This is a genomic window from Nocardioides abyssi (genome assembly GCF_030412915.1).
Lineage (GTDB): Bacteria > Actinomycetota > Actinomycetes > Propionibacteriales > Nocardioidaceae > Nocardioides > Nocardioides abyssi.
In genome coordinates this window covers 530,097-549,952 of record NZ_JAUHJR010000002.1, presented here as the reverse complement: position 1 = coordinate 549,952, position 19,856 = coordinate 530,097, and the positions used below count along the sequence as shown (strand labels likewise).

Here is a 19,856-nt window from a genome sequence, read left to right as displayed (position 1 = left end):
GCGCCCCCAGCTCGACGCACCAGCCCCACACCTGCCCGACACCTGCCCGACACCACAGCCCGACACCACTGAAGGAACCCCATGGCCACCCTGTTGCACCGCCTCGGACTCACCGCCTACCGGCGGTGGCCCCTCGTCATCGCCACCTGGGTCGTGCTGTTCATCGCGCTCGGTGCGTCCGTCGCGGCGTTCTCCAAGCCGATGAGCGACTCGTTCTCCATCCCGGGCATCCCCTCGGAGAAGGCTGCCGACATGCAGGCCGAGCTCTTCCCCGGCGCCCCGGACCCGTCCGAGCGCGCGACGGTCAACGTCGTCGTGGCCGCGCCGGCGGGCGAGGAGCTGGCGGACCGGGAGTGGACGAAGGCGACGGGCGCGCTGGTCGAGGAGCTCTCCGGCCTCCCGCAGATGCCCGACACCCCGCTCGCCGACCCGGTGACGGCGGCCGAGCAGCAGCGCCAGCAGATCGTCGAGGCGGCGAAGGAGGCCGGCGGTGACGTCGAGACCGCCGAGGCCAACGCCGCCGCGCTCTCGCCGCTGTCCGACGACGGCCGGGTCGGCACCATCACCTGGGACTTCGCGGTCGAGTCGGTCGCCGACGTCAAGCCCTCGACCATCGAGGCGCTCGAGGACGTCATGGCCGAGGCCCGCGACAGCGGCCTGACCGTCGAGGCCAACGGCTCCGGCAGCGCCGGCATCCCCGAGATCGGCGGCTCCTCGGAGCTCATCGGCATCGCGGTCGCCCTGGTCGTGCTCGTGCTGACCTTCGGCTCGCTCGTCGCGGCCGGCCTGCCGATCGTCACCGCCGCCGTGGGTGTCGGCTTCGGCGTGACCGGCATCAGCCTGATGACCGCGTTCACCGACATCGGGTCGACCACCCCGCTGCTGGCCACGATGATCGGCCTCGCCGTCGGCATCGACTACTGCCTGTTCATCCTGGCCCGATTCCGCGCCGAGATGGAGCACACCTCCGACCGGCAGGACGCCACCGGCCTGGCCGTCGGCACCGCCGGATCCGCGGTCGTCTTCGCCGGCCTGACCGTGCTCATCGCGCTCGCCGCGCTCTCGGTCGTCCGCATCCCGTTCCTCACCTCCATGGGCATCGCGGCCGCCGGCACCGTGCTCGTCGCCGTGCTCGTCGCGCTGACCCTGCTGCCCGCGCTGCTCGGCATGCTCGGCTCCAAGGTGTTCGCCGGCACGATCCGTCGCTACCGGCCCGCCCGCGACCACGACGGCCGCATCCTCAACAACGGCGTCCGCTGGGCCCGCCTCGTCGGCAAGCAGCCGCTCGCCGTCGTCGCGCTGGTCGTCATCGCGCTTGGTTCGCTCGCGATCCCGATGAAGGACCTGCACCTGGCCTTCCCGACCGACAGCACCGCCTCGCCGGCCACCACCCAGCGCCAGGCCTCCGACCTGGTCGCCGACGCGTTCGGCCCCGGCCGCGACGCCCCGCTGCTGCTCGTGGTCGACGGGCGCGACGTGCCCGTCGACGAGCGCCAGGCGGCGTACGGCGAGGTCGTGGCGTGGGCCGCCGGCCAGGACGACGTCCGCAACGCCCAGGTCGCCGGCCAGAACGAGGACGGCTCCGGCGCCCAGGTGCTCGTCACCCCGGAGACCGGCCCCGAGGACACCGCCACCGAGGACCTGCTCACCAACCTGCGCGAGGGGCAGGCCGACATCGAGCAGAGCACCGGCGCCGAGATCGGCGTGACCGGCACGACGGCGATCTTCACCGACGTCTCCGAGCGGCTCAGCGACGCGCTGCCGATCTACCTGCTCGTCGTCATCGGCCTGGCGTTCATCCTGCTGATGATCGTCTTCCGCTCGATCCTGGTGCCGCTCACCGCGACCCTCGGGTTCCTGCTGTCGGTGCTCGCGACCCTCGGCGTGACCGTGGCGGTCTTCCAGGAGGGCACCTTCGGCCTCGTCGAGGGCCAGCCGATCGTCAGCTTCATGCCGATCTTCCTCATCGGCCTGGTCTTCGGCCTGGCGATGGACTACCAGGTCTTCCTGGTGACGCGGATGCGCGAGGCGCACGTGCACGGCATGTCCACCCGCGACGCGGTCGTCGACGGCTTCCGCAACAGCGCCCGCGTGGTCGCGGCCGCCGCGGTCATCATGATCTCGGTCTTCGCCGCGTTCATGCTGATCGACGAGCCGATCGTGAAGTCGATGGGCTTCGCGCTCGCCGTCGCGGTCTTCCTCGACGCGTTCGTGATCCGGATGGCGCTCGTCCCGGCCCTGCTCTACCTGATGGGCGAGAAGGCCTGGTGGCTCCCGGCCTGGCTCGACAAGCTCCTGCCGAACGTCGACGTCGAGGGCGAGAAGCTCCAGCGCGGCACCGGCGGCGAGCTCGTCCCCGACGAGGCCACCCCCGGCAAGCACGCCGCCGACCGCCAGCCGGTCTGACGCACCTCCGGCGTACGTCGCGGCTCTCCCCGCGGCGTACGTCGGGGTAGTAACGGTCGGAAACGTCCGTCACGGTCACCGTGGCGGACGTTTCTGTCTGTTACTACCCCCGGAACCGGCCCCGAGGCTCGGGATCAGCGTTCGGAGACGCCGAGGTGGGCGAGCAGGTTCCTGGAGAACCGCTCGCCCATCTGTCCCATCACGCCCCGCATGGCGGCGGTGACGGCGGGCGAGGACAGCCTGGGCAGCGGCAGGTCGAGCGTGATGTCGAGGCTCGTGGCCAGGTGCGTGCCGCCGCCCTCCGACTCGGGCACCTCGGTGAGGACGTACCAGCCCTCGACGCCCGCGCGCTCGTCCACGCCGACCGGCGGCTCGTGGACGAAGTCGATCCGCTCGAGGTCGCGGTAGCTCATCCGCTCGGTGAAGGTCGGCTTGACCTTCACGCCGAGCACGTCGATGCCGGTCATGTGCCAGGTCCAGTGCTCGCCGTCGGCCTCGATCCGCTGCAGCAGCGGGGTCAGCTCCGCGACGAGGGCGGGGTCGGTGAGCACGTCCCAGATCGCCTGCCGCGGCGCGAGGACGACCGCCTCGGCCTTGGTGCCAGAGGTGAAGCGCGCCATCAGGCCGGCGCCTGCCCGTCGGGGACCGGGGCGGCGAGGGCGGCCTCGACGTCGGCGGCGATCTTCTCCGGCTTGGTCGTCGGCGCGTAGCGGTCGACGACGCGGCCGTCGCGGCCGACGAGGAACTTGGTGAAGTTCCACTTGATCCGGTCGCCGAGCACGCCACCCTTCTCCGAGCGCAGGTGCTCGAAGACCGGGTGGGCGCCGGGGCCGTTGACCTCCACCTTGGCGAACAGCGGGAAGGTCACCCCGAAGTTGCGCTCGCAGAAGCCCGAGATCTCCTCGTCGCTGCCCGGCTCCTGCCCGCCGAACTGGTCGCACGGGAAGCCGAGCACCGCGAAGCCGCGGTCGGCGAACCGGTCGTGCAGCGCCTGCAGGCCCTGGTACTGCGGGGTGAACCCGCACTGCGAGGCGGTGTTGACCACCAGGACCACCTGGCCGGCGTACGCCGCGAGGTCGACGTCGCTGCCGTCGATGCCGCGGGCGGAGAAGTCGTGCAGGGTCGTCATGGCCGCCAGCATGGCAGCCCGCCGGTTGCCCCCGGGCCGAGTCCGGGCGGGTCCGGGGCGAGTCCGCGGCGAGTCCGGGTCGGGTCCGGCGGCGGCCGTGGCGGGTGCTCAGCCGAGCAGCCGGCCGGTGACCCGCGCGGGCTGCTGGTGGCCCACGGGGTTGGCGTGGCCGCCGAGCAGCACCTCCACGCGGCGGTCGCCGAGGTCGAGCACCAGCGCGTCGTCGCCGATCTCGAGCACGTCGCCGCACGCGACGTACCGGTCCTCGCCGACCTGCTCGAGCGAGGCACCCGGCGGGCAGCGCTCGACGTCGCGCACCGCGACCATCCGCACCTGCGGGTCCCGGCGGCCGCGGAAGTGCCACAGCAGGCCGAGCATCAGCACGAGCGCCGCGTCGGTCAGCAGCACCACGACCAGCCCGACGCGGCTGCGGACCTCCCCGGCGACGCGGTGGGTGCTGGGCTCGTCGGGCAGCAGGCGCACCTCGACCTCGCCGGTGCGGACCGCAGCCTCGTAGACGTCCTCCTCGACGTCGGCGACGTAACCCGAGCCGGCGACGACGTAGTCGAGCAGGTGCCGCCCGCCCGCCTCGCGGTGCGCCTCGACCCGGACGGACCGGTCGACGCCGTCGGCGGCGAGCTGCCGGTCGAGCACGACGCCGTGCAGGACGGGGAGGTTCACCAGCGCTGCCACGAGGACCACCGGGAGCACCGGCACGCGGCGCGGCCGGCGGCAAGGGGCGGTCACCCCGTCAGTATCCCGGGCCGCGCCCCCGGCCGCCCCGTGCGGACGTCCCCGCCCTCCCCCCACGGTCGAGCGGGGACGCCGTGCCCGGCGGGCTCGAGACCTGCAGGGCGAGCACACAGTAGGGCGGGCGACCCCCGCGGTCCATCACCCCGCGAGCTGGTCCTGACCGGGCGCGCGCAGGGCGGCGGTCGCCCCGGCCAGGGCGGTCACGCGGGCCCAGTCGCCGGCGGCCAGCGCGTCCTTCGGGGTGAGCCAGGAGCCGCCGACGCAGGCGACGTTGGGGAGCGCGAGGTACGCCGCGGCGTTGCCGGGCGTGATCCCGCCGGTGGGGCAGAAGCGCGCGGTGGGGACCGGCGAGGCGACCGAGCCCAGGAAGCCCGCCCCGCCCGACGCCTCGGCGGGGAAGAACTTCATCTCGGTGCGGCCGGTCTCCAGCACGGCCAGCACCTCGGAGACCGTCGCGGTGCCGGCGAGGAACGGCAGGCCGGTGGCGTCCATGGCGGCCAGCAGGCGGGGGGTGGCGCCGGGCGAGACGAGGAACTGCGCACCTGCGGCCCGGGCCTGCTCGGCCTGGTCGGGGGTGACGACGGTCCCGGCGCCGACGAGCACCTCGGGCACCTCGGCGGCGATCGCGCGGATCGCGTCGAGGGCGACCGGGGTGCGCAGGGTCAGCTCGACGACCGGCACGCCGCCGGCGGCCAGCGCCCGGGCGACCGGCACGGCGTGGGCGAGGTCGTCGACGACGACGACCGGCACGACCGGGGCGCGCTCGGCGAGGGCGTCCAGCAGGGACTCGGCCGGCGACACGGCCGGCGACACGGCCGGCGACTCAGACGGGCTGGACAACGGGCACCTCGCGGGGGGTCGGCTGGACGGGGGCGTCGTAGGAGGGGAAGACGCTGGCCCCGGCGTCGGCCGGGCCGACGGTGGCGCGGAAGGCGGCGAAGAGCTCGCGACCGGTCCCCGCGATGGCGCCCTCGCCCTCCGGCGCGCGGCCGGTGGGCTCGCGGGAGGCGAGGTCGGCGCCGTCGTGGGTCTCGATCGACAGCAGCCCGCGCTCGGCGTCGACGGTGACCAGGTCCCCGTCGCGGACCCGGCTGAGCGGTCCACCGAGCGCGGCCTCCGGGGTCACGTGGATGGCGGCCGGGACCTTGCCCGAGGCGCCGGACATCCGCCCGTCGGTGACGATCGCGACCTGCTGCCCGCGGTCCTGCAGCACGCCGAGGGCGGGGGTGAGCTTGTGCAGCTCGGGCATGCCGTTGGCGGCCGGGCCCTGGTAGCGCACGACGGCGACCAGGTCGCGCCCGTCGAGCAGGCCGTCCTGGAAGGCCTGGAGCAGGTCGGCCTGGTCGTCGAAGACCATCGCCGGGGCGCGGACGACCCGGTGCTCGGGACCGACCGCGGAGGTCTTGACCACGGCCGTGCCGAGCGGGCCGTGCAGCACCTCGAGGCCGCCGGTGGCCGAGAACGGGTCGTCGGCGGGGCGCAGCACGTCGAGGTCGAGGCTGGTCTTCGGACCCTCCTCCCAGGTCAGGTCGCCGGTCTCGCCGTCACCGCGCAGCACCGGCTCGGTCGTGTAGTGGCGCAGGCCGCGGCCGGCGATCGTCCACACGTCCTCGTGCAGCAGCCCCGCGCGCAGCAGGGTGTGGACGAGGAAGGCGATGCCGCCGGCGGCGTGGAAGTGGTTCACGTCCGCGGCGCCGTTGGGGTAGACCCGGGCCAGCAGCGGCACGACCGCGGACAGGTCCGCGAGGTCGTCCCAGGTCAGCGTGATGCCGGCGGCGCGGGCGATGGCGACCAGGTGCAGCGTGTGGTTGGTCGACCCGCCGCTGGCCAGCAGGGCGACGCAGGCGTTGACGACCGCCTTCTCGTCGACGACCTTCGCGATCGGTGTCGGCTCGCCGCCCTGGCGGGTGATCTGCACCGACCGGGTCGCGGCGGCGCGGGTCAGCGCCTCGCGCAGCGGGGTGCCGGGGTTGACGAAGGACGAGCCGGGCAGGTGCAGCCCGAGCACCTCCATGATCAGCTGGTTGGAGTTGGCGGTGCCGTAGAACGTGCAGGTCCCGGCCGAGTGGTACGACGCGGCCTCGGCCTCGAGCAGCTCCTCGCGGCCGACCTTGCCCTCGGCGTACAGCTGGCGCACCCGGGCCTTCTCGCCGTTCGGCAGGCCCGACGCCATCGGCCCGGCGGGCACGAAGACCGTCGGCAGGTGGCCGAAGGACAGGGCGCCGATGAGCAGGCCGGGGACGATCTTGTCGCAGACGCCGAGCATGAGCGCGCTGTCGAACATGTCGTGGGCGAGCGCGATCGCGGTCGACATCGCGATCACGTCGCGGCTGTAGAGGGAGAGCTGCATGCCGTCGCGGCCCTGGGTGATGCCGTCGCACATCGCCGGCACGCCGCCCGCGACCTGGGCGACGCCGCCGGCGCGGACGACCGCCTTCTTCAGCACCGGCGGGTAGGTGCCGAAGGGCTGGTGGGCGGAGAGCATGTCGTTGTAGCTGGTCACGATCGCGACGTTGGGCTTGACCCGGCCGCGCAGCGCGGCCTTGCCGGCCGGCTCGGAGGCGGCGAAGCCGTGCGCGAGGTTGGCGCAGGCCAGCCGGTGGCGGGCGGGGGCGCGGTCGGCGGCCTGCTCGACGCGACGGAGGTACGCCGCGCGGCCGGCGGCGCTGCGCTCGGTGATCCGCGCGGTCACGGCCGCGACGGTGGGGTGCATCTGCTGGCTCACTGGTCGGTCTCCTGCCAGGTGCGGCCGTCACGCTCGACGAGGTCGGCGGCGGCGGTCGGTCCGGACGAGCCGGCGGGGTAGGTCTCGGGGCGCTCCTCGAGCTCGGCGGAGCGCTGGGCCCAGCGGGCCAGGATCGGCTCGACCCAGGTCCAGGCGGCCTCGACCTCGTCGCGACGCATGAACAGCGTCGGGTTGCCGCGGACGACGTCCATGAGCAGCCGCTCGTAGGCGTCGGGCGAGCGCTGGTCGAAGGCGGTCGCGTAGGAGAGGTCGAGCGAGACCGGCCGCAGCCGGATGCCGCCCGGGCCGGGCTCCTTGGCGGTCAGGTGCAGCTTCATGCCCTCGTCGGGCTGGACCAGGATGTGCAGCCGGTTGGGCGCGGTCGTGCCCTCGCTCTGCGGGAACATCGCGTGCGGCGGCTCCTTGAAGACCACGACGATCTCCGAGGCGCGCTGGTCCATCCGCTTGCCGGTGCGCAGGTAGAACGGCACGCCGGCCCAGCGCCAGTTCTGCACCTCGGCCTTGAGCGCCACGAAGGTCTCGGTGCGGGAGTCGGGGTGGTCGACCTCGTCGGCGTACCCCTCGTAGGCGCCGCGCACGGTGTCGCGGTCGACGTCGGCGGGGGTCAGCGGCTTGAGCGCCTGGAGGACCTTGAGCTTCTCGTCGCGGACGGTCTCGCGACCGACGTACGTCGGGGGCTCCATCGCGACCAGGCACAGCAGCTGGAGCAGGTGGTTCTGCACCATGTCGCGCAGCGCGCCGGCGTTGTCGTAGTAGGGGCCGCGCCCGCCGACGCCGACGGTCTCGGCGACGGTGATCTGCACGTGGTCGACCCAGCGGCTGTTCCACAGCGGCTCGAGGAAGGCGTTGGCGAAGCGCGTGACCAGCAGGTTCTGCACGCTCTCCTTGCCCAGGTAGTGGTCGATGCGGAAGACCTGGTGCTCGGCGAAGACCCGGCCGACCGCGTCGTTGACCGCTCGCGCGGAGGCGAGGTCGTGGCCGATCGGCTTCTCCATCACCACGCGGGAGCGCTCGTCGACCAGGCCGAGCTCGTCGAGGCGCTCGCAGGTGGGGCCGAACAGGCCCGGCGCGACGGCCAGGTAGTAGACGCGGACGGTCTGGTCGGCGCCCGGGCGGTCCTTGAGCAGGCCGTGCAGCTCGTGCCAGCCCTCGGGCTGGTGGGCGTCGAGCTCGAGGTGGTGCAGGCGGGAGAGGAGCCGCTCGACCGCGGCCGGCTCGAGCTCGCCGGCGGGGACGTGGGTCTCCAGCGCCGAGCGGACCAGCGAGCGGTAGCCGTCGGTGTCGAGGGCGCTGCGGGAGACGCCGACGATGCGGTGGCCCGGGAGCAGCTGGCCCTCGCGGTCGCGGTGGTAGAGCGCGGGGAGGAGCTTGCGCAGGGCCAGGTCGCCGGTGCCGCCGAAGACGGTGAAGTCGCAGTGCTCCGGGAGGGCCGCGTGCGGGGACGGGCTGTCGGAGGCGTTCATGGGTCCACGGTCTCAGGACTTTTGGATCGATACAACCCCACTTGGGACTTTTCGTGGACAAAGTGCCCGTGCTTTCATCTGCAGGTGAGCACCTCCCCCGGTCCCGTCGAGACCACCGCCGGCGGCCTGCTGTCCCTCGTCCGCGGCGGCGAGGCGACCACCCGCGCCGACCTCGGCCGCGCCACCGGGCTCTCCCGCACCGCCGTCTCCCAGCGCGTCTCCGCCCTGGTCGGCGCCGGCCTGCTCGTCGAGGGCGGCGGCCTGGCCTCCACCGGCGGCCGCCCCGCCGGTGCGCTCGCCTTCAACGTCGACGCCGCGGTCGTCGTCGGCATCGCCGTCGGCCGCTCCCGCACCCAGGTCGGCGTCTTCGACCTCGAGGGCCGCGAGATCGTCGGCGACACCCGCGACCACGAGGTCGGCAGCGGGCCCGACGAGGTGATGACCGGCGTCGCCGAGCGGCTGCGGACGCTCCTGGTGGGGATCGAGCCGCCCGTCCTCGGGATCGGGCTCTCGCTGCCCGGCACGGTCGACCCCGAGCGGCGGGTCAGCGTCGACGCCCCGGTCATGAAGGGCTGGGACGGCGTCGCGCTGGCGCCGTACCTCACCGACGCCTGCACCGCCCCCCTCCACCTCACCAACGACACCTCGGCGCTCACCCGGTCCGAGCTGTTCGGCCCCGCCCCGCTCGGCAGCGACGTGCTCGTGGTCAAGGCCTCCACCGGCCTCGGCATCGGCGTCATCGCCGACGGACGGCTGGTCAACGGCTCCCGCGGCGTCACCGGCGAGCTCGGCCACACCCGCGTCGAGGGCGCCGACGAGCTGCTGTGCCGCTGCGGCGCCCACGGCTGCCTCGAGACCGTCGCCGCCGGCTGGGCCATGGTCAACCGGCTCGTCGAGGGCGGCGCCGAGGCCCGCCACGTCCGCGACCTCGTCGCCCTCGCCCTCGACGGCGACCCCGTCGCCCGCAGCCTGCTGCGCGAGAGCGGCCGCCGCGTCGGCGAGGTGCTCGCCGTCGCCGTCAACCTGCTCCACCCGCAGACCGTCGTCGTCGGCGGCGACATGGGCTCCGCCTTCGACCTCTACACCGCCGGCATGCGCGAGTCCGTCTACGCCCGCGCCGCCGGCTCGGTCACCCGCGACCTGCGCTTCGCCCCCGCCGCCCACGGCGACTCCGCCGGCCTCGTCGGCTGCGCCGCCCTCGTCATCGACCACGAGCTCTCCCCCGCCGCCGTCGACGCGCGCCTCCGCGCGGCCCGCGCGGAGGCCTGAGGCGGGGGGTGCAGGCGTACCACCTATAGGTGGTACGCCAGACCTTCTGGGGTGATGCATCGGCCCAGAACGTCCTGCGGAGGCCCAACACCTCCGCTTCGGATACCCCATGGGGGTACCTACGTGGCGCGCACATCCCACGTCAACTTGGGATGCTCACGCTTCGCGGCCATCGCATCGGCCGCGGAGCGGGAGGGATGGCCGTGAAGTGACGGCCGACTCTTGACGCGGGCGGGCGTCAGCGCCGGGCGCGCTTGGTCTCGCGGCGGACGCGGCGGCGGACCTGCCACAGGCGCAGCGTGCCGGCGAGGGCGGTGAGCAGCAGACCGGCGGCGACGGCGATCAGCAGCGCGACGGCCAGCGGGGTCTCGCCCTCGAAGCCGAGGAACCGGACGAGCACGGGCTCGGTGTTCTGCGCGATGAAGACCACGAGCAGCACCAGCACGAGGCCGAAGGCGACGAGCGCCGCCCAGACCCCGCTGGTCAGCGAGCCGCGGAGCGGGTCCCCGCCGCGCGACGAGGGCGCCTGGGCGGCCGGCTGGCCAGCGGGCTCGGTGGCCGGGGTGGCGGAGGTGGCCGGGGAGGTCGGCTCGGGACCGGTCCCCGCGGGGGTGCTCGGGCCGGTCGCAGCCTCGTCGGGCGTGTGCGTCATGACGTCCCGGTACCCACCCAGGACCCCCGCGCGTGGCGTACGGCTGAGGGGCGCCCTTCCTCGCCTGCACCGCCGCGTGGCTGCTCGCGGCCGTGACCACCGGGCTCGTCCTGCTTGCACGGGTGACCCGAGGGTGACCGGGTGACCGGGGGTGAGCGGCCACCGGGTCGAGTGGGCAGACTGGCCCGGTGAGCACTCGGCGGCGCCTGCGCACGATCGCCGGCCTGGTGGTCCTGCTCGCCGCGCTGGTGGCCGTGCTGCCCGTCCTCGACGACGCCGCGGCCGGCCGCACGCACCGGGCGCCGGTGCTCCTGGTCGGGCCGGAGGTCGTGGTCGGACCGCTCGCCGGCGACGTCGACGCGCTGCCCGGCGCGCCCTTCGACGCCGCGCCCGAGGGCGACCGGGCCGAGGCGGAGCGGGCGCTGGCCGACGGCGAGGTCGTCGCGGTCGTGGTCGTCGACCTGAGCAGCACCGAGGACACCCTGCTCCTCCCCCGCCTGCGCACCCCCGAGCTCGACCGCGCCGTCGTGGCCGCGGTCCGGGCCGCCGAGGAGCGTCGGGGCCGGACGGTGTCGGTCGAGCGGGCGGGAGCGGGGGCCGGGGCGGTGCGCGACGCGCCGGCGTACGACGTGCTGGGGCTGGCCGCTGCCGGCGGCGGGTTCGTCCTGGTGCTGGTCGTCTCCCTGGTGTGGGGGCCGTTCGCGCGCACGCTGCCGCGCGGCCTGCTCCGGCTCGCGGCGGTCGGCGCGCTCGCGATGCTCGCGGTCGGGGTGACCCCGCTGCTGCCCGACGTGCCCGGCGGCGCGGCGACCGAGGTCGCGACGGTGCTGGCGCTGGGGGTGCTCGCCGCGGGCTTCCTGACCCTGGCCCTCGAGGCGCTGCTCGGGCTGGCCGGGCTGCTCATCGGCGCTGCGGGCCTGCTGGTGCTGCCCGCGCCGCTGCTGGTGGCCGACGACCCGCTGCTGCTCCCCGGGCCGTGGGCCGACCTGGTGCGGTGGACCAGCGCCGGGGCGGCCGCCGACGGGGTCCGGGACGCGGCGGCCGGCGGCGGGGCGGGCCGCGCCCTGTGGTTCCTCGGTGCCGTGGTGGCCACGGGCCTGCTCGTCCTGGCGCTCACCCGGTTCGACGGCGTGCGGCACAGCCCGGCGGCGGCCGGACCGTCCGGCGTGGCCGACGACGTGCCCACGAGCGGTCGCTGGCGGCTGCAGCTGGTCGCGGTGCTGGCCGCGCTGGCGGCCGGGACGGTGCTCACCGTGACGCTGCTCCCCGGGTCGGACGACGCGGCGGCGTACCCCAGCCTCGCCTCGGCCAGCACCTGCGAGCCCACCGGACCCGTCCGCACGGTCGACGACCTCAACCGGATCACCGAGCTGCGCGGCTCGCCGCAGTTCCGCGGCGGCGACGTCGGCGCGCAGGCCGGGCTGCAGGACGGGCGCAACATCTGGGTCTTCGGCGACACCCTGCGCGGCGGCGAGGGCGATGAGCGGTTCGTGCGCAACTCGATGCTCGTCGTCGAGCCCGGCTGCCTCCAGGTCGTGGTGCCGGCCGGCGGCGGCGCGGTCGTGCCGGACCGCGACCGCGAGGTCGGCTACTGGCCGATGTCGGTCGTGGCGAGCGGCCGGCCCGGCTACGACCTCGTCACGGTCACCGCCCAGCGGGTCCGCTCGACCGACCGCGACGACGCGTTCGGCTTCGAGAACGTCGGCCCCGCGGTCGCCCTCTTCGTCGTCCCCGAGGGCGGTACGCCGCAGCTCGTCGACCGCGTCGACGTCGGCCCGGACTCCGCCGACACGACCCGGCCGATGTGGGGCGCGGCGACCGCGCTGGAGGGCGGGTGGCTGTACCTCTACGGCACCGCGCGGCCCGACGACGGGACGCCGACCGGCTTCTCCCTCCGCGTCGCCCGCGTGCGGCCCGACGACGTGCTCGACCCCGACCGGTGGCGCTACTGGGACGGCGCCGGCTGGGTGCGCGACCCGGCCGCGGCCGCGGAGCTCGTCGCCGCGGCCGGCGGGACCTCCCAGACGCTCAGCGTCTTCGAGCGCGACGGCCGGTGGTACGCCTTCAGCAAGCGCGACGAGTTCCTCGGCTCCGACCTCGTCTTCTGGACCGCCCCCGCCCCGACCGGGCCGTTCACCGCCCAACCGCCCGTCGCCGACCTGCCGTCGGACAGCTCGACCGGCGAGCTGCGCTACATGCCGCTCGCCCACCCCGACCTGCTCCCCCGGCCGGGGTCGGTGGTCGTGTCCTACAGCCGCAACCGCACCGACGTCGGCGAGGTCCTCGACGACCCGCTGCTCTACCGGCCGCGGTTCCTCCGCCTGCCGCTCCCCTGACCCAGACGCTGACCCTGCCGCTCCCCTGACCCGGCGCCACCACGGCGGTGGGAGGGTCGTGGCATGGAGCGCGGAGGCAGGGAACGGGACCGCAACGCCCACGGCCGGGCCGAGCAGGCGCGTCCGCGGGACGAGCTGGGCCGCCCGCTGCCCTACGGCCGACCCGGCGTCGAGCCGATCTCCGAGGAGCCGCTCCCGGGCGCGGAGACCGTCTCCTACGCCCGCGAGCTGCTCGACCTCGGTCGCCCCTTCGCCGCCCACGAGGCGCTGGAGGTCCGGTGGAAGTCCGGCCCCGAGGCCGAGCGACCGCTGTGGCAGGGACTCGCGCAGCTCTGCGTCGGCCTGACCCACGCCGCCCGCGGCAACGCGGTCGGTGCGGGTCGGCTGGTCGAGCGCGGCGCCGCCAACCTGGCGACGTACGCCGCCGGTGACGGCCCGGCCTACGGGCTCGACCTGGTGGCGGTCGTCGCGTGCGCCCGGTCCCGGGTCGACGCCTGACCCCTGACGGGACCGGCGCGACCGGGGCCGGGACCGGGCGAGGTCAAACGGCCGCCTCGAGAGCGGCGAACTCCTCGTCGGTCAGCTCGATCGACGCCGCCGCCATGTTGTCCTCGAGGTGCGCGACGCTGGAGGTGCCCGGGATCGGCAGCATCGCCGGCGAGCGACGCAGCAGCCAGGCGAGCGCGAGCTGCGAGGCCGACGCGCCCTTCTCCTCGGCGATCGCGGTCAGCGGGCTGCCGGGGCCGGACAGCTGGCCGGTGGCGAGCGGGAACCACGGGATGAACCCGATGCCCTCCGTCGCGCAGTGGTCCAGCAGCTCCTCGGCGGAGCGGTTGGCGAGGTTGTAGAGGTTCTGCACGGTCGCGATGTCGGCGACCTTCCGCGCCTGCTCGACCTGCTCGACGGAGACCTCGGACAGGCCGATGTGGCGGACCTTGCCCTCCTCCTGCAGCTTCTTCAGCTCGCCGACCTGGTCCTCCAGCGGGACGTCGGGGTCGACGCGGTGCAGCTGCATCAGGTCGATCCGCTCGACGCCGAGGTTCCGCAGCGAGAGCTCGGCCTGCTGGCGCAGGTACGCCGGTCGGCCGACCGGCGTCCACACGTCCGGGCCCTGCCGGGTCAGACCGGCCTTCGTCGCGACGACCAGGTCGTCGGCGTACGGGTGCAGCGCCTTCCTGATCAGCTGCTCGGCGACGACGGGGCCGTAGGAGTCGGCGGTGTCGATGAAGTTCACGCCCAGCTCGACCGCGCGGCGCAGCACGCGGACCGCCTCGTCGGGGTCCTTCGGGTCGCCCCACACGCCCGGGCCGGTCAGCTGCATCGATCCGTAGCCGAGGCGGCGGACCTCCAGGTCGCCGCCGATGGTGAAGGTGCCGCTCTGCTCTCCGAGTGTCGTGGTCATGGGGACCCCAACAACGATCGGCTGCAGGCATTCCACCGACGCCCCACGAGCACGGGAACGACGAAGCCCCGGAGAACGACGAAGGCCCCGGGGTGACCCGGGGCCTTCGGTTGCTCGACGTGCGCGAGGGGGGAGTTGAACCGTAAGACCAACACGCTCGATCACGCGTGAACGACCGTTCTGAGCGTGAAACCGGCGTCCGTTGCCTCCAGTTGCCTCCCGTTTCCTCGGGTCCGTGCACCCCCGGGGTGCACCAGCCAGTGTTCAGTTGAGCGAGCTCCAGTTGCTCGCCTCACCCTACGTGTCATGGCGCGGAGTTGAGGCGCGGAGTTGAGGCGCGGCCGCCGGAATCCCTGAGGTTGCGAGCATCGACCTAACGCGAGCTGACCAGTGCGGCACCAGGTTCGTCCGGGTCGCGCAGGCGCCTCGGCGAGCGTGACCGCGGAGAGCCACCACTGTGCTTCTGAGGCCGCGATGGCGTAGGGGTGGTCGCCCGGCGACCAGTGACCAGGGGACGCGTCGTTCATCAGCCGTTCTACACCGCCGCGGCATCTAGATCTCCGCGCATCAAAGTCCATCCAGATTCCCAGATTCAAGGCCGACGGCACTGGCCCTGCCGACGGACGACACGCCAGGCGGACCTTCGATCCGACCCGAAAACGCCTTCCGACCATCGGTGCGGGATCTCCGCAGTCCCGAGTTGCATGCATGGTGAAACAGGGCGGTCGGGCGACGAAAGTGCGGTCCATGGCCTTGGGTCTTCGTAGAGTGGTGACTCGGGTGTCAGAGCTCGGTTGTCCAAGGTGTAGCCGTCGCGGGGAGGGAGCCGGATCTCGATGTGGCCGGACAATGAGACGGACCGCGATCTGCTGAACTTCGATGGCGTCGCGGCCACCGTCGCCGAGCTCGTCGCGCAGGCGAGCGGTCGACCAGTCTCGATCGGCATCTCCGGTGCCTGGGGCGTCGGCAAGTCATCGATGATCAAGCTGACCAAGGTCGCCTTCGATCGGCACCAGCCGAAGGAGGGGCCTAGCAGGTACGTCTTCGTTGAGTTCAACGCGTGGCTCTACCAGGGCTACGACGACGCTCGGGCCGCGCTGCTGGAGGTGATCGCGGCCAAGCTTGCCGAAGAGGCGCAGGCGCGCAAGACCGGCCTGGACAAGGTCAACGACTTCCTCAAGCGGGTCCGCTGGCTGCGACTGATCAAGCTGGTGGCCGCTCCGGCTGCCTCGCTGGCGCTGGGCCTCCCACCCGTGGGGCTTGCCGGGCCGGTCGCTGGCCTGGTGAAGGAAACCCTTAGCGGAGACCTCGACGCCACGGAGCTCGCCGCCGGCGATCAGGCAGCCGGGGAGCTGGCCGCCGCCGCATCCGGGCTGCTCGACCCCAAGCAGAGCTCCACGCCGCCCAAGGAGATCCAGGCTCTGCGCGACGACTTCGAGGCCGCGCTGGAGGCACTTGGGATCACCCTGGTGGTCCTGATCGACGACCTCGACCGCTGCCTACCGTCGACCACGATCTCGACGCTGGAGGCCATCCGGCTCTTCCTGTTCCTGCAGAACACCGCGTTCGTGATCGCGGCGGACGACGACATGATCAGGTACGCGGTGCGTCAGCACTTCCACGGCCTGCCGGACGACTCGTTGGTCACCAACTACTTCGACAAGCTCATCCAGATTCCGATCAAGGTTCCAGGGCTCGGCACCCAGGAAGTCCGCGCGTACCTGATGATGCTGTTCGTCGAGAACAGCACGCTGAGCCTGCCGGACAAGAACAAGATCCGGGACGCGGTCGCCCAGCAACTGAAGCGGGCGTGGCAGGGCAAGCGGGTCGATCGAGGGTTTGTCCAGGGCCTGGGGGTGACCCTTCCGGCGGACCTGGTGGCCCGCCTCGACACCGCCGACCGGCTGGCACCGCTGATGGCGACGGCCACCGGGATCGCCGGGAATCCGCGACTCATCAAGAGGTTCCTCAACGCCCTGTCCATCAGGATGGCCATCTCCGCGGCCCAGGGCGTGGGCGTGAATGAAGCGGTGCTCACCAAGTTGCTGCTCTTCGAGCGGCTCGCACCGGCCGGGGTCTACTCAGAGCTGGTGGCCGCGGTGAGCAGCAGCGACCGAGGCACACCGAACTTCCTGGAGCCCTGGGAGACCGCTGCAGTCGCTGGGGAGGAGCTCAACCTTGAGGGCGGCTGGAGCGACCCACCGCTCATCGAGTGGCTCGCGCTCCCGCCGGCGCTGGCCAACGAGGACCTGCGTGGCGCGCTCTACGTCAGCCGGGAGCATGCGCCCCTGGTGTTCCCCGAGGACCGCCTCTCCTCGGAGGCAGCCGAACTCCTGTCGGCCTTGCTCGAGCACCCGGACATGGCCCATTCGCTCGGTGACCGGCTCGCCCCGCTGGCGCCGGCGGACACCTCGGTCATGATGCGCCGGTTGCTCGATCGCGCCGGCCAGGAACAGGAGTGGGGTGCACCACCGATCCTCGATGCCTGCCTGGCCCTCGCCCACAGCGAACCCATGCACGCCGACAGCCTGGCCGGCTTCCTCATCGAGCGACCACCCAACCAGATCCAGGCCAGCATCGTGCCCAAGATCGGCGACCAGCCTTGGGCAGGCCAAGTCTTCACCGCCTGGCGATCCAAGGGCGTGAGCGGGCCCGTCAAGGCGGCCATCACTCGTCAGGAGACCCGTGGGAACCTCGCAAAGTAGCTCTGGGCCGGGTGCAGGTGTTGCCCTTGTTCCGCCATGGGCCGCCGACCTGCCACCCGAACCCGAGCCCGAGCCGGACTCGCCGTCCCCGGATCCCAGCGACACCGAGCCCGGTGATGCGGAGCCCAGCGACACCGACGATTCACCACCGGGACCCGCCACCTCTCCCGTGGCTGTTCCTGGCAGGTTCCGCGACGCCCGACGCTCACTAGGCAGCTTCGCCCGCCGCGGCGACACCGTCGACCTACGGCGAGCGGTCGGCCACTACGTCAGCAGTGGGTACGGCGGAGCCAGCACCATGGGCCGCCGCCTCGCAGCCACCTCCGCGACGGCGAGCCGACTCGGCGGCGTCGTCACGTCCGGGCAGAGCCCCGACGGCACCGACCTGCGCGACCAGGTCCTTGCCTCCGGCGCTGACGCCAACCAGATCGTGGACGCGATCGTCGAAGCCGTGCGTCCCGTCGACGGCACCCAGGACGCCGAGGCGTCACGCCGCGCCGTGCGCGATGCACTCTCCGACCTCCTCGAGCAGTTCCCAGACGCTGACCCCCTCGCCTTGGACGCAGCCCAGCGAGACTTCGTCATCGAGCGCTACACCGCTCTCGACGTCTACAACCGGTTCGCCCTCGACATGCAGCGCACCGTCATCGAGAAGGCACCCGACGCCACCACCGCCCTGTCGCGGATGAAGCAGATCCAGGCCTACATCAGGGAGCAGGTCGCGGCCGGCTTCCGACGAGTCCGCGATCGGGGAGCGACCCCAACCTCGCGGGGCGTAGCCGCGATGGTGCGATCGGCGCTCGCCGAGACGTTGTTGATTTTCGAGGAGTACCTGGGATGAGGTTCGAATGCGGTCCCCGCGCGGTCGCCGAGAGCGCTGCCGATGGAGCAGTGGGCATCTGCCTCTTCGACGGCGCTCCGGGTGCTGGCCTGGCCGGGGCCGGCGGTGCCGCGAGCGCGCGCATCCGGAGTCGCAAGCTCGCCCCCGCAACGTTGGCCTGGGACTTCGCCTCGCTCGCTCTCGCCGCCGTCGTGGCCGACACCACCGCCTACCGCTCCAGCAGCCCCGACGGATGGACCCGCGAACTGGAGTTGAACGTAGCGGTCTCGGATCCTGAACTGTGGAACAGCGTGACCCAGCCCCTCACCGGGGCGCTGAACTTCCTCACCACCGACCGGTGGAGCCTGCACTTCACCGGCGGTGCACAACATCCCTCGACGCCGGCGAAGGTGCATCGCCCCGACGCAGACGCGGTCACCTTGCTCTCGGGAGGCCTCGACAGCCTGATCGGGGCCATCGACCTCACCGCGGGAGGTCAGTCGCTATTGGCGGTCAGCCAGACGGTCCGCGGCGATCGCAGCACCCAATCGAAGTTCGCCGCCAGCATCGGCGGCGGCGTCGAGCACCTCGCGCTGAACCACAACGCCACCCCGCATCGGCCCGGGAAGGAGACCTCTCAGCGAGCACGATCACTGGCGTTCATCGCGTTCGGCATCCTCGCGGCCTCCTCCACCGCACGGTATTACGCAGGCAAGGACGTCACGCTGTACCTGTGCGAGAACGGCTTCATCGCGATCAACCCGCCCCTCACACCGGCACGGCTGGGCAGTCTCAGCACGCGCACCGCCCACCCGCAGTTCCTGGGCGCCATCCAAGAAGTCCTCCAAGCCGTCGGTCTCGAGGTCGTGATCGAGAACCCCTTCCGCGAGCACACCAAGGGAGAGATGCTGCGCGACTGTTCCGACCAGCCACTGCTGTCCTCGCTCGCTGGCGAGTCGACCAGCTGCGGGCGATTTCAGCGCTTCGGGTACCGACACTGCGGCCGCTGCGTGCCCTGTCAGGTCAGGCGCGCAGCCTTCCTCAAGTGGGGCACCCCCGACTCCACCGATTACGTCTACAGCGACCTGGGGCGCCGCGACGAGGACCACGCTGCCTTCGACGACGTGCGGTCAGTCGCGATGGCAAGAGCATCAGTAGACGCCGATGGCATCGACCGTTGGATCGGCCCGTCGCTGAGTAGCCCCTACATCGAGGACCGCGAGGCCATCCGGGCGATGCTCGGCCGCGGAGTCGACGAACTCGCTGCACTCCATCGACACCTCGGAGTCTCGTGATCGACTTCCACTGCCACCTCGACCTCTACCCCGACCCGCACAAGGTCGCAGACCGAGTCCAACACGAGGGCATCGGGATCGTCTCGGTGACCACGACTCCGTCCGCATGGCCAGGAACCAAGGCACTCGAGAACGGCAGGCCATGCGTCCGGACAGCGCTAGGGCTTCACCCAGAGTTGGCAACGGCGCGGCGTGCCGAGCTCGACCTGTTCGAGACCTACCTCGCCGACACTGCATTCGTCGGCGAGGTGGGCCTCGACGGAGCAGCAGCCCAGAGCACACGGCACGATCAGCTCGATGTGCTCGAACACGTTCTCACCACCTGCTCGCAAGCCGGAGGAAAGATACTTTCGATCCACAGCCGGCGAGCCGCCAGCCCCGTCCTAGAAGCACTTCAGCGACACCCAGACTCCGGCGTGCCAATTCTGCACTGGTTCTCCGGCTCCATGTCGGACCTCGACCAGGCGATAGACCTGGGCTGCTGGTTCAGCGTTGGACCAGCAATGCTTGCCGGCGCGAAGGGACGCGCGCTCGTCAGCAAGATGCCGCGGGCACGCATGGTCCTGGAGAGCGATGCGCCTTTCGCGCGTGTGAAGACCGATCCCATCCACCCGTGGGACCTCGAGTCCGCAGCCGTCACGCTTGCCGGAATCTGGGACATCCCCGCCCAGGCCGCGCGAACCCAGCTGGAGCAGAACGAACGCGAACTCAGCTCGAGCGTGGCCGATGTAGGGAGCACGGACCGCCGTGATTTGGGCGCGCACCCACCCAGTTGCACTGATAGCTCCTGACAACGTCTGACGTGAGGACCGAGCCTGGTCCTGCCGCGGTCCTGACCGCCTCCCTCTCTAGGTTGCATGCTGCCTGCTCCGGAGAACCC

16 protein-coding genes are annotated in these 19,856 nt (G+C 72.7%); 8 read left to right on the top strand and 8 right to left on the bottom strand.

The features are described from left to right. Positions 1-81: 81 nt before the first annotated feature. Positions 82-2,406 (top strand): MMPL family transporter, encoded by a 2,325-nt coding sequence (locus QWY29_RS07715; RefSeq protein WP_300960134.1) that lies wholly within the window; start codon positions 82-84, stop codon positions 2,404-2,406. Positions 2,407-2,540: 134 nt separating this feature from the next. Here the strand turns inward: QWY29_RS07715 and QWY29_RS07710 are convergent, their stop codons facing one another. The 6 genes from QWY29_RS07710 to zwf all read right to left on the bottom strand — a co-directional run bounded on the left by QWY29_RS07710 (position 2,541) and on the right by zwf (position 8,497). Beyond that, complete coding sequence (locus QWY29_RS07710) at positions 2,541-3,026, bottom strand: SRPBCC family protein (protein ID WP_300960133.1); 486 nt, start codon at positions 3,024-3,026, stop codon at positions 2,541-2,543. After that, positions 3,026-3,535 carry a glutathione peroxidase gene (locus QWY29_RS07705; RefSeq protein ID WP_300960132.1) on the bottom strand — a complete coding sequence of 170 codons (510 nt, stop codon included), beginning with the start codon at positions 3,533-3,535 and terminating at the stop codon, positions 3,026-3,028. Before QWY29_RS07705 ends, QWY29_RS07710 begins: the two co-directional genes overlap by 1 nt. Positions 3,536-3,643: 108 nt before the next feature. Beyond that, positions 3,644-4,282 carry a hypothetical protein gene (locus tag QWY29_RS07700; protein WP_300960131.1) on the bottom strand — a complete coding sequence of 213 codons (639 nt, stop codon included), beginning with the start codon at positions 4,280-4,282 and terminating at the stop codon, positions 3,644-3,646. Positions 4,283-4,426: 144 nt separating this feature from the next. After that, entirely contained in the window at positions 4,427-5,101 is a 675-nt protein-coding gene (gene eda / locus QWY29_RS07695; RefSeq protein WP_300960130.1) for a bifunctional 4-hydroxy-2-oxoglutarate aldolase/2-dehydro-3-deoxy-phosphogluconate aldolase, read from the bottom strand. A gap of 10 nt (positions 5,102-5,111) precedes the next feature. Then, positions 5,112-7,013 carry a phosphogluconate dehydratase gene (edd, locus tag QWY29_RS07690; protein ID WP_300960129.1) on the bottom strand — a complete coding sequence of 634 codons (1,902 nt, stop codon included), beginning with the start codon at positions 7,011-7,013 and terminating at the stop codon, positions 5,112-5,114. Beyond that, the gene (gene zwf, locus QWY29_RS07685) at positions 7,010-8,497 is read right to left on the bottom strand and encodes a glucose-6-phosphate dehydrogenase (RefSeq protein ID WP_300960128.1); all 1,488 of its coding nucleotides are present in this window, start codon (positions 8,495-8,497) and stop codon (positions 7,010-7,012) included. The genes edd and zwf overlap by 4 nt, the downstream gene beginning before the upstream one ends. Before the next feature lie 84 nt (positions 8,498-8,581). On the opposite strand from zwf, the gene QWY29_RS07680 reads away from it, so the two are divergent. After that, positions 8,582-9,766 carry an ROK family transcriptional regulator gene (locus tag QWY29_RS07680; RefSeq protein WP_300960127.1) on the top strand — a complete coding sequence of 395 codons (1,185 nt, stop codon included), beginning with the start codon at positions 8,582-8,584 and terminating at the stop codon, positions 9,764-9,766. Positions 9,767-10,004: 238 nt separating this feature from the next. On the opposite strand, the gene QWY29_RS07675 is transcribed toward QWY29_RS07680, so the two are convergent. After that, positions 10,005-10,418, bottom strand: coding sequence for a lipopolysaccharide assembly protein LapA domain-containing protein (locus QWY29_RS07675; RefSeq protein WP_300960126.1), 414 nt, complete (start codon positions 10,416-10,418; stop codon positions 10,005-10,007). Between the two features lie 188 nt (positions 10,419-10,606). Here QWY29_RS07675 and QWY29_RS07670 point away from each other — a divergent pair, with 188 nt between their 5' ends. After that, positions 10,607-12,754 (top strand): DUF5005 domain-containing protein, encoded by a 2,148-nt coding sequence (locus QWY29_RS07670; protein WP_300960125.1) that lies wholly within the window; start codon positions 10,607-10,609, stop codon positions 12,752-12,754. A gap of 63 nt (positions 12,755-12,817) precedes the next feature. Then, the gene (locus QWY29_RS07665; RefSeq protein WP_300960124.1) at positions 12,818-13,252 is read left to right on the top strand and encodes a DUF309 domain-containing protein; all 435 of its coding nucleotides are present in this window, start codon (positions 12,818-12,820) and stop codon (positions 13,250-13,252) included. A 43-nt stretch (positions 13,253-13,295) separates the two neighbouring features. On the opposite strand, the gene QWY29_RS07660 is transcribed toward QWY29_RS07665, so the two are convergent. Further along, positions 13,296-14,156: an aldo/keto reductase gene (locus QWY29_RS07660; protein ID WP_300960123.1), complete on the bottom strand. Its 861-nt coding sequence runs from the start codon at positions 14,154-14,156 to the stop codon at positions 13,296-13,298. An 836-nt stretch (positions 14,157-14,992) separates the two neighbouring features. On the opposite strand from QWY29_RS07660, the gene QWY29_RS07655 reads away from it, so the two are divergent. Genes QWY29_RS07655 through qatD form a run of 4 tightly spaced genes read left to right on the top strand, consistent with a single transcriptional unit; the run spans position 14,993 to position 19,767 of the window. Continuing rightward, positions 14,993-16,861 carry a KAP family P-loop NTPase fold protein gene (locus QWY29_RS07655; protein ID WP_277500418.1) on the top strand — a complete coding sequence of 623 codons (1,869 nt, stop codon included), beginning with the start codon at positions 14,993-14,995 and terminating at the stop codon, positions 16,859-16,861. Beyond that, positions 16,842-17,702 carry a Qat anti-phage system associated protein QatB gene (gene qatB / locus QWY29_RS21035; protein WP_336621832.1) on the top strand — a complete coding sequence of 287 codons (861 nt, stop codon included), beginning with the start codon at positions 16,842-16,844 and terminating at the stop codon, positions 17,700-17,702. Before QWY29_RS07655 ends, qatB begins: the two co-directional genes overlap by 20 nt. After that, positions 17,699-18,976 (top strand): Qat anti-phage system QueC-like protein QatC, encoded by a 1,278-nt coding sequence (qatC, locus tag QWY29_RS07645; protein ID WP_277500421.1) that lies wholly within the window; start codon positions 17,699-17,701, stop codon positions 18,974-18,976. The genes qatB and qatC overlap by 4 nt, the downstream gene beginning before the upstream one ends. After that, positions 18,973-19,767 carry a Qat anti-phage system TatD family nuclease QatD gene (gene qatD / locus QWY29_RS07640; protein WP_277500422.1) on the top strand — a complete coding sequence of 265 codons (795 nt, stop codon included), beginning with the start codon at positions 18,973-18,975 and terminating at the stop codon, positions 19,765-19,767. Before qatC ends, qatD begins: the two co-directional genes overlap by 4 nt. Positions 19,768-19,856 lie beyond the last annotated feature (89 nt).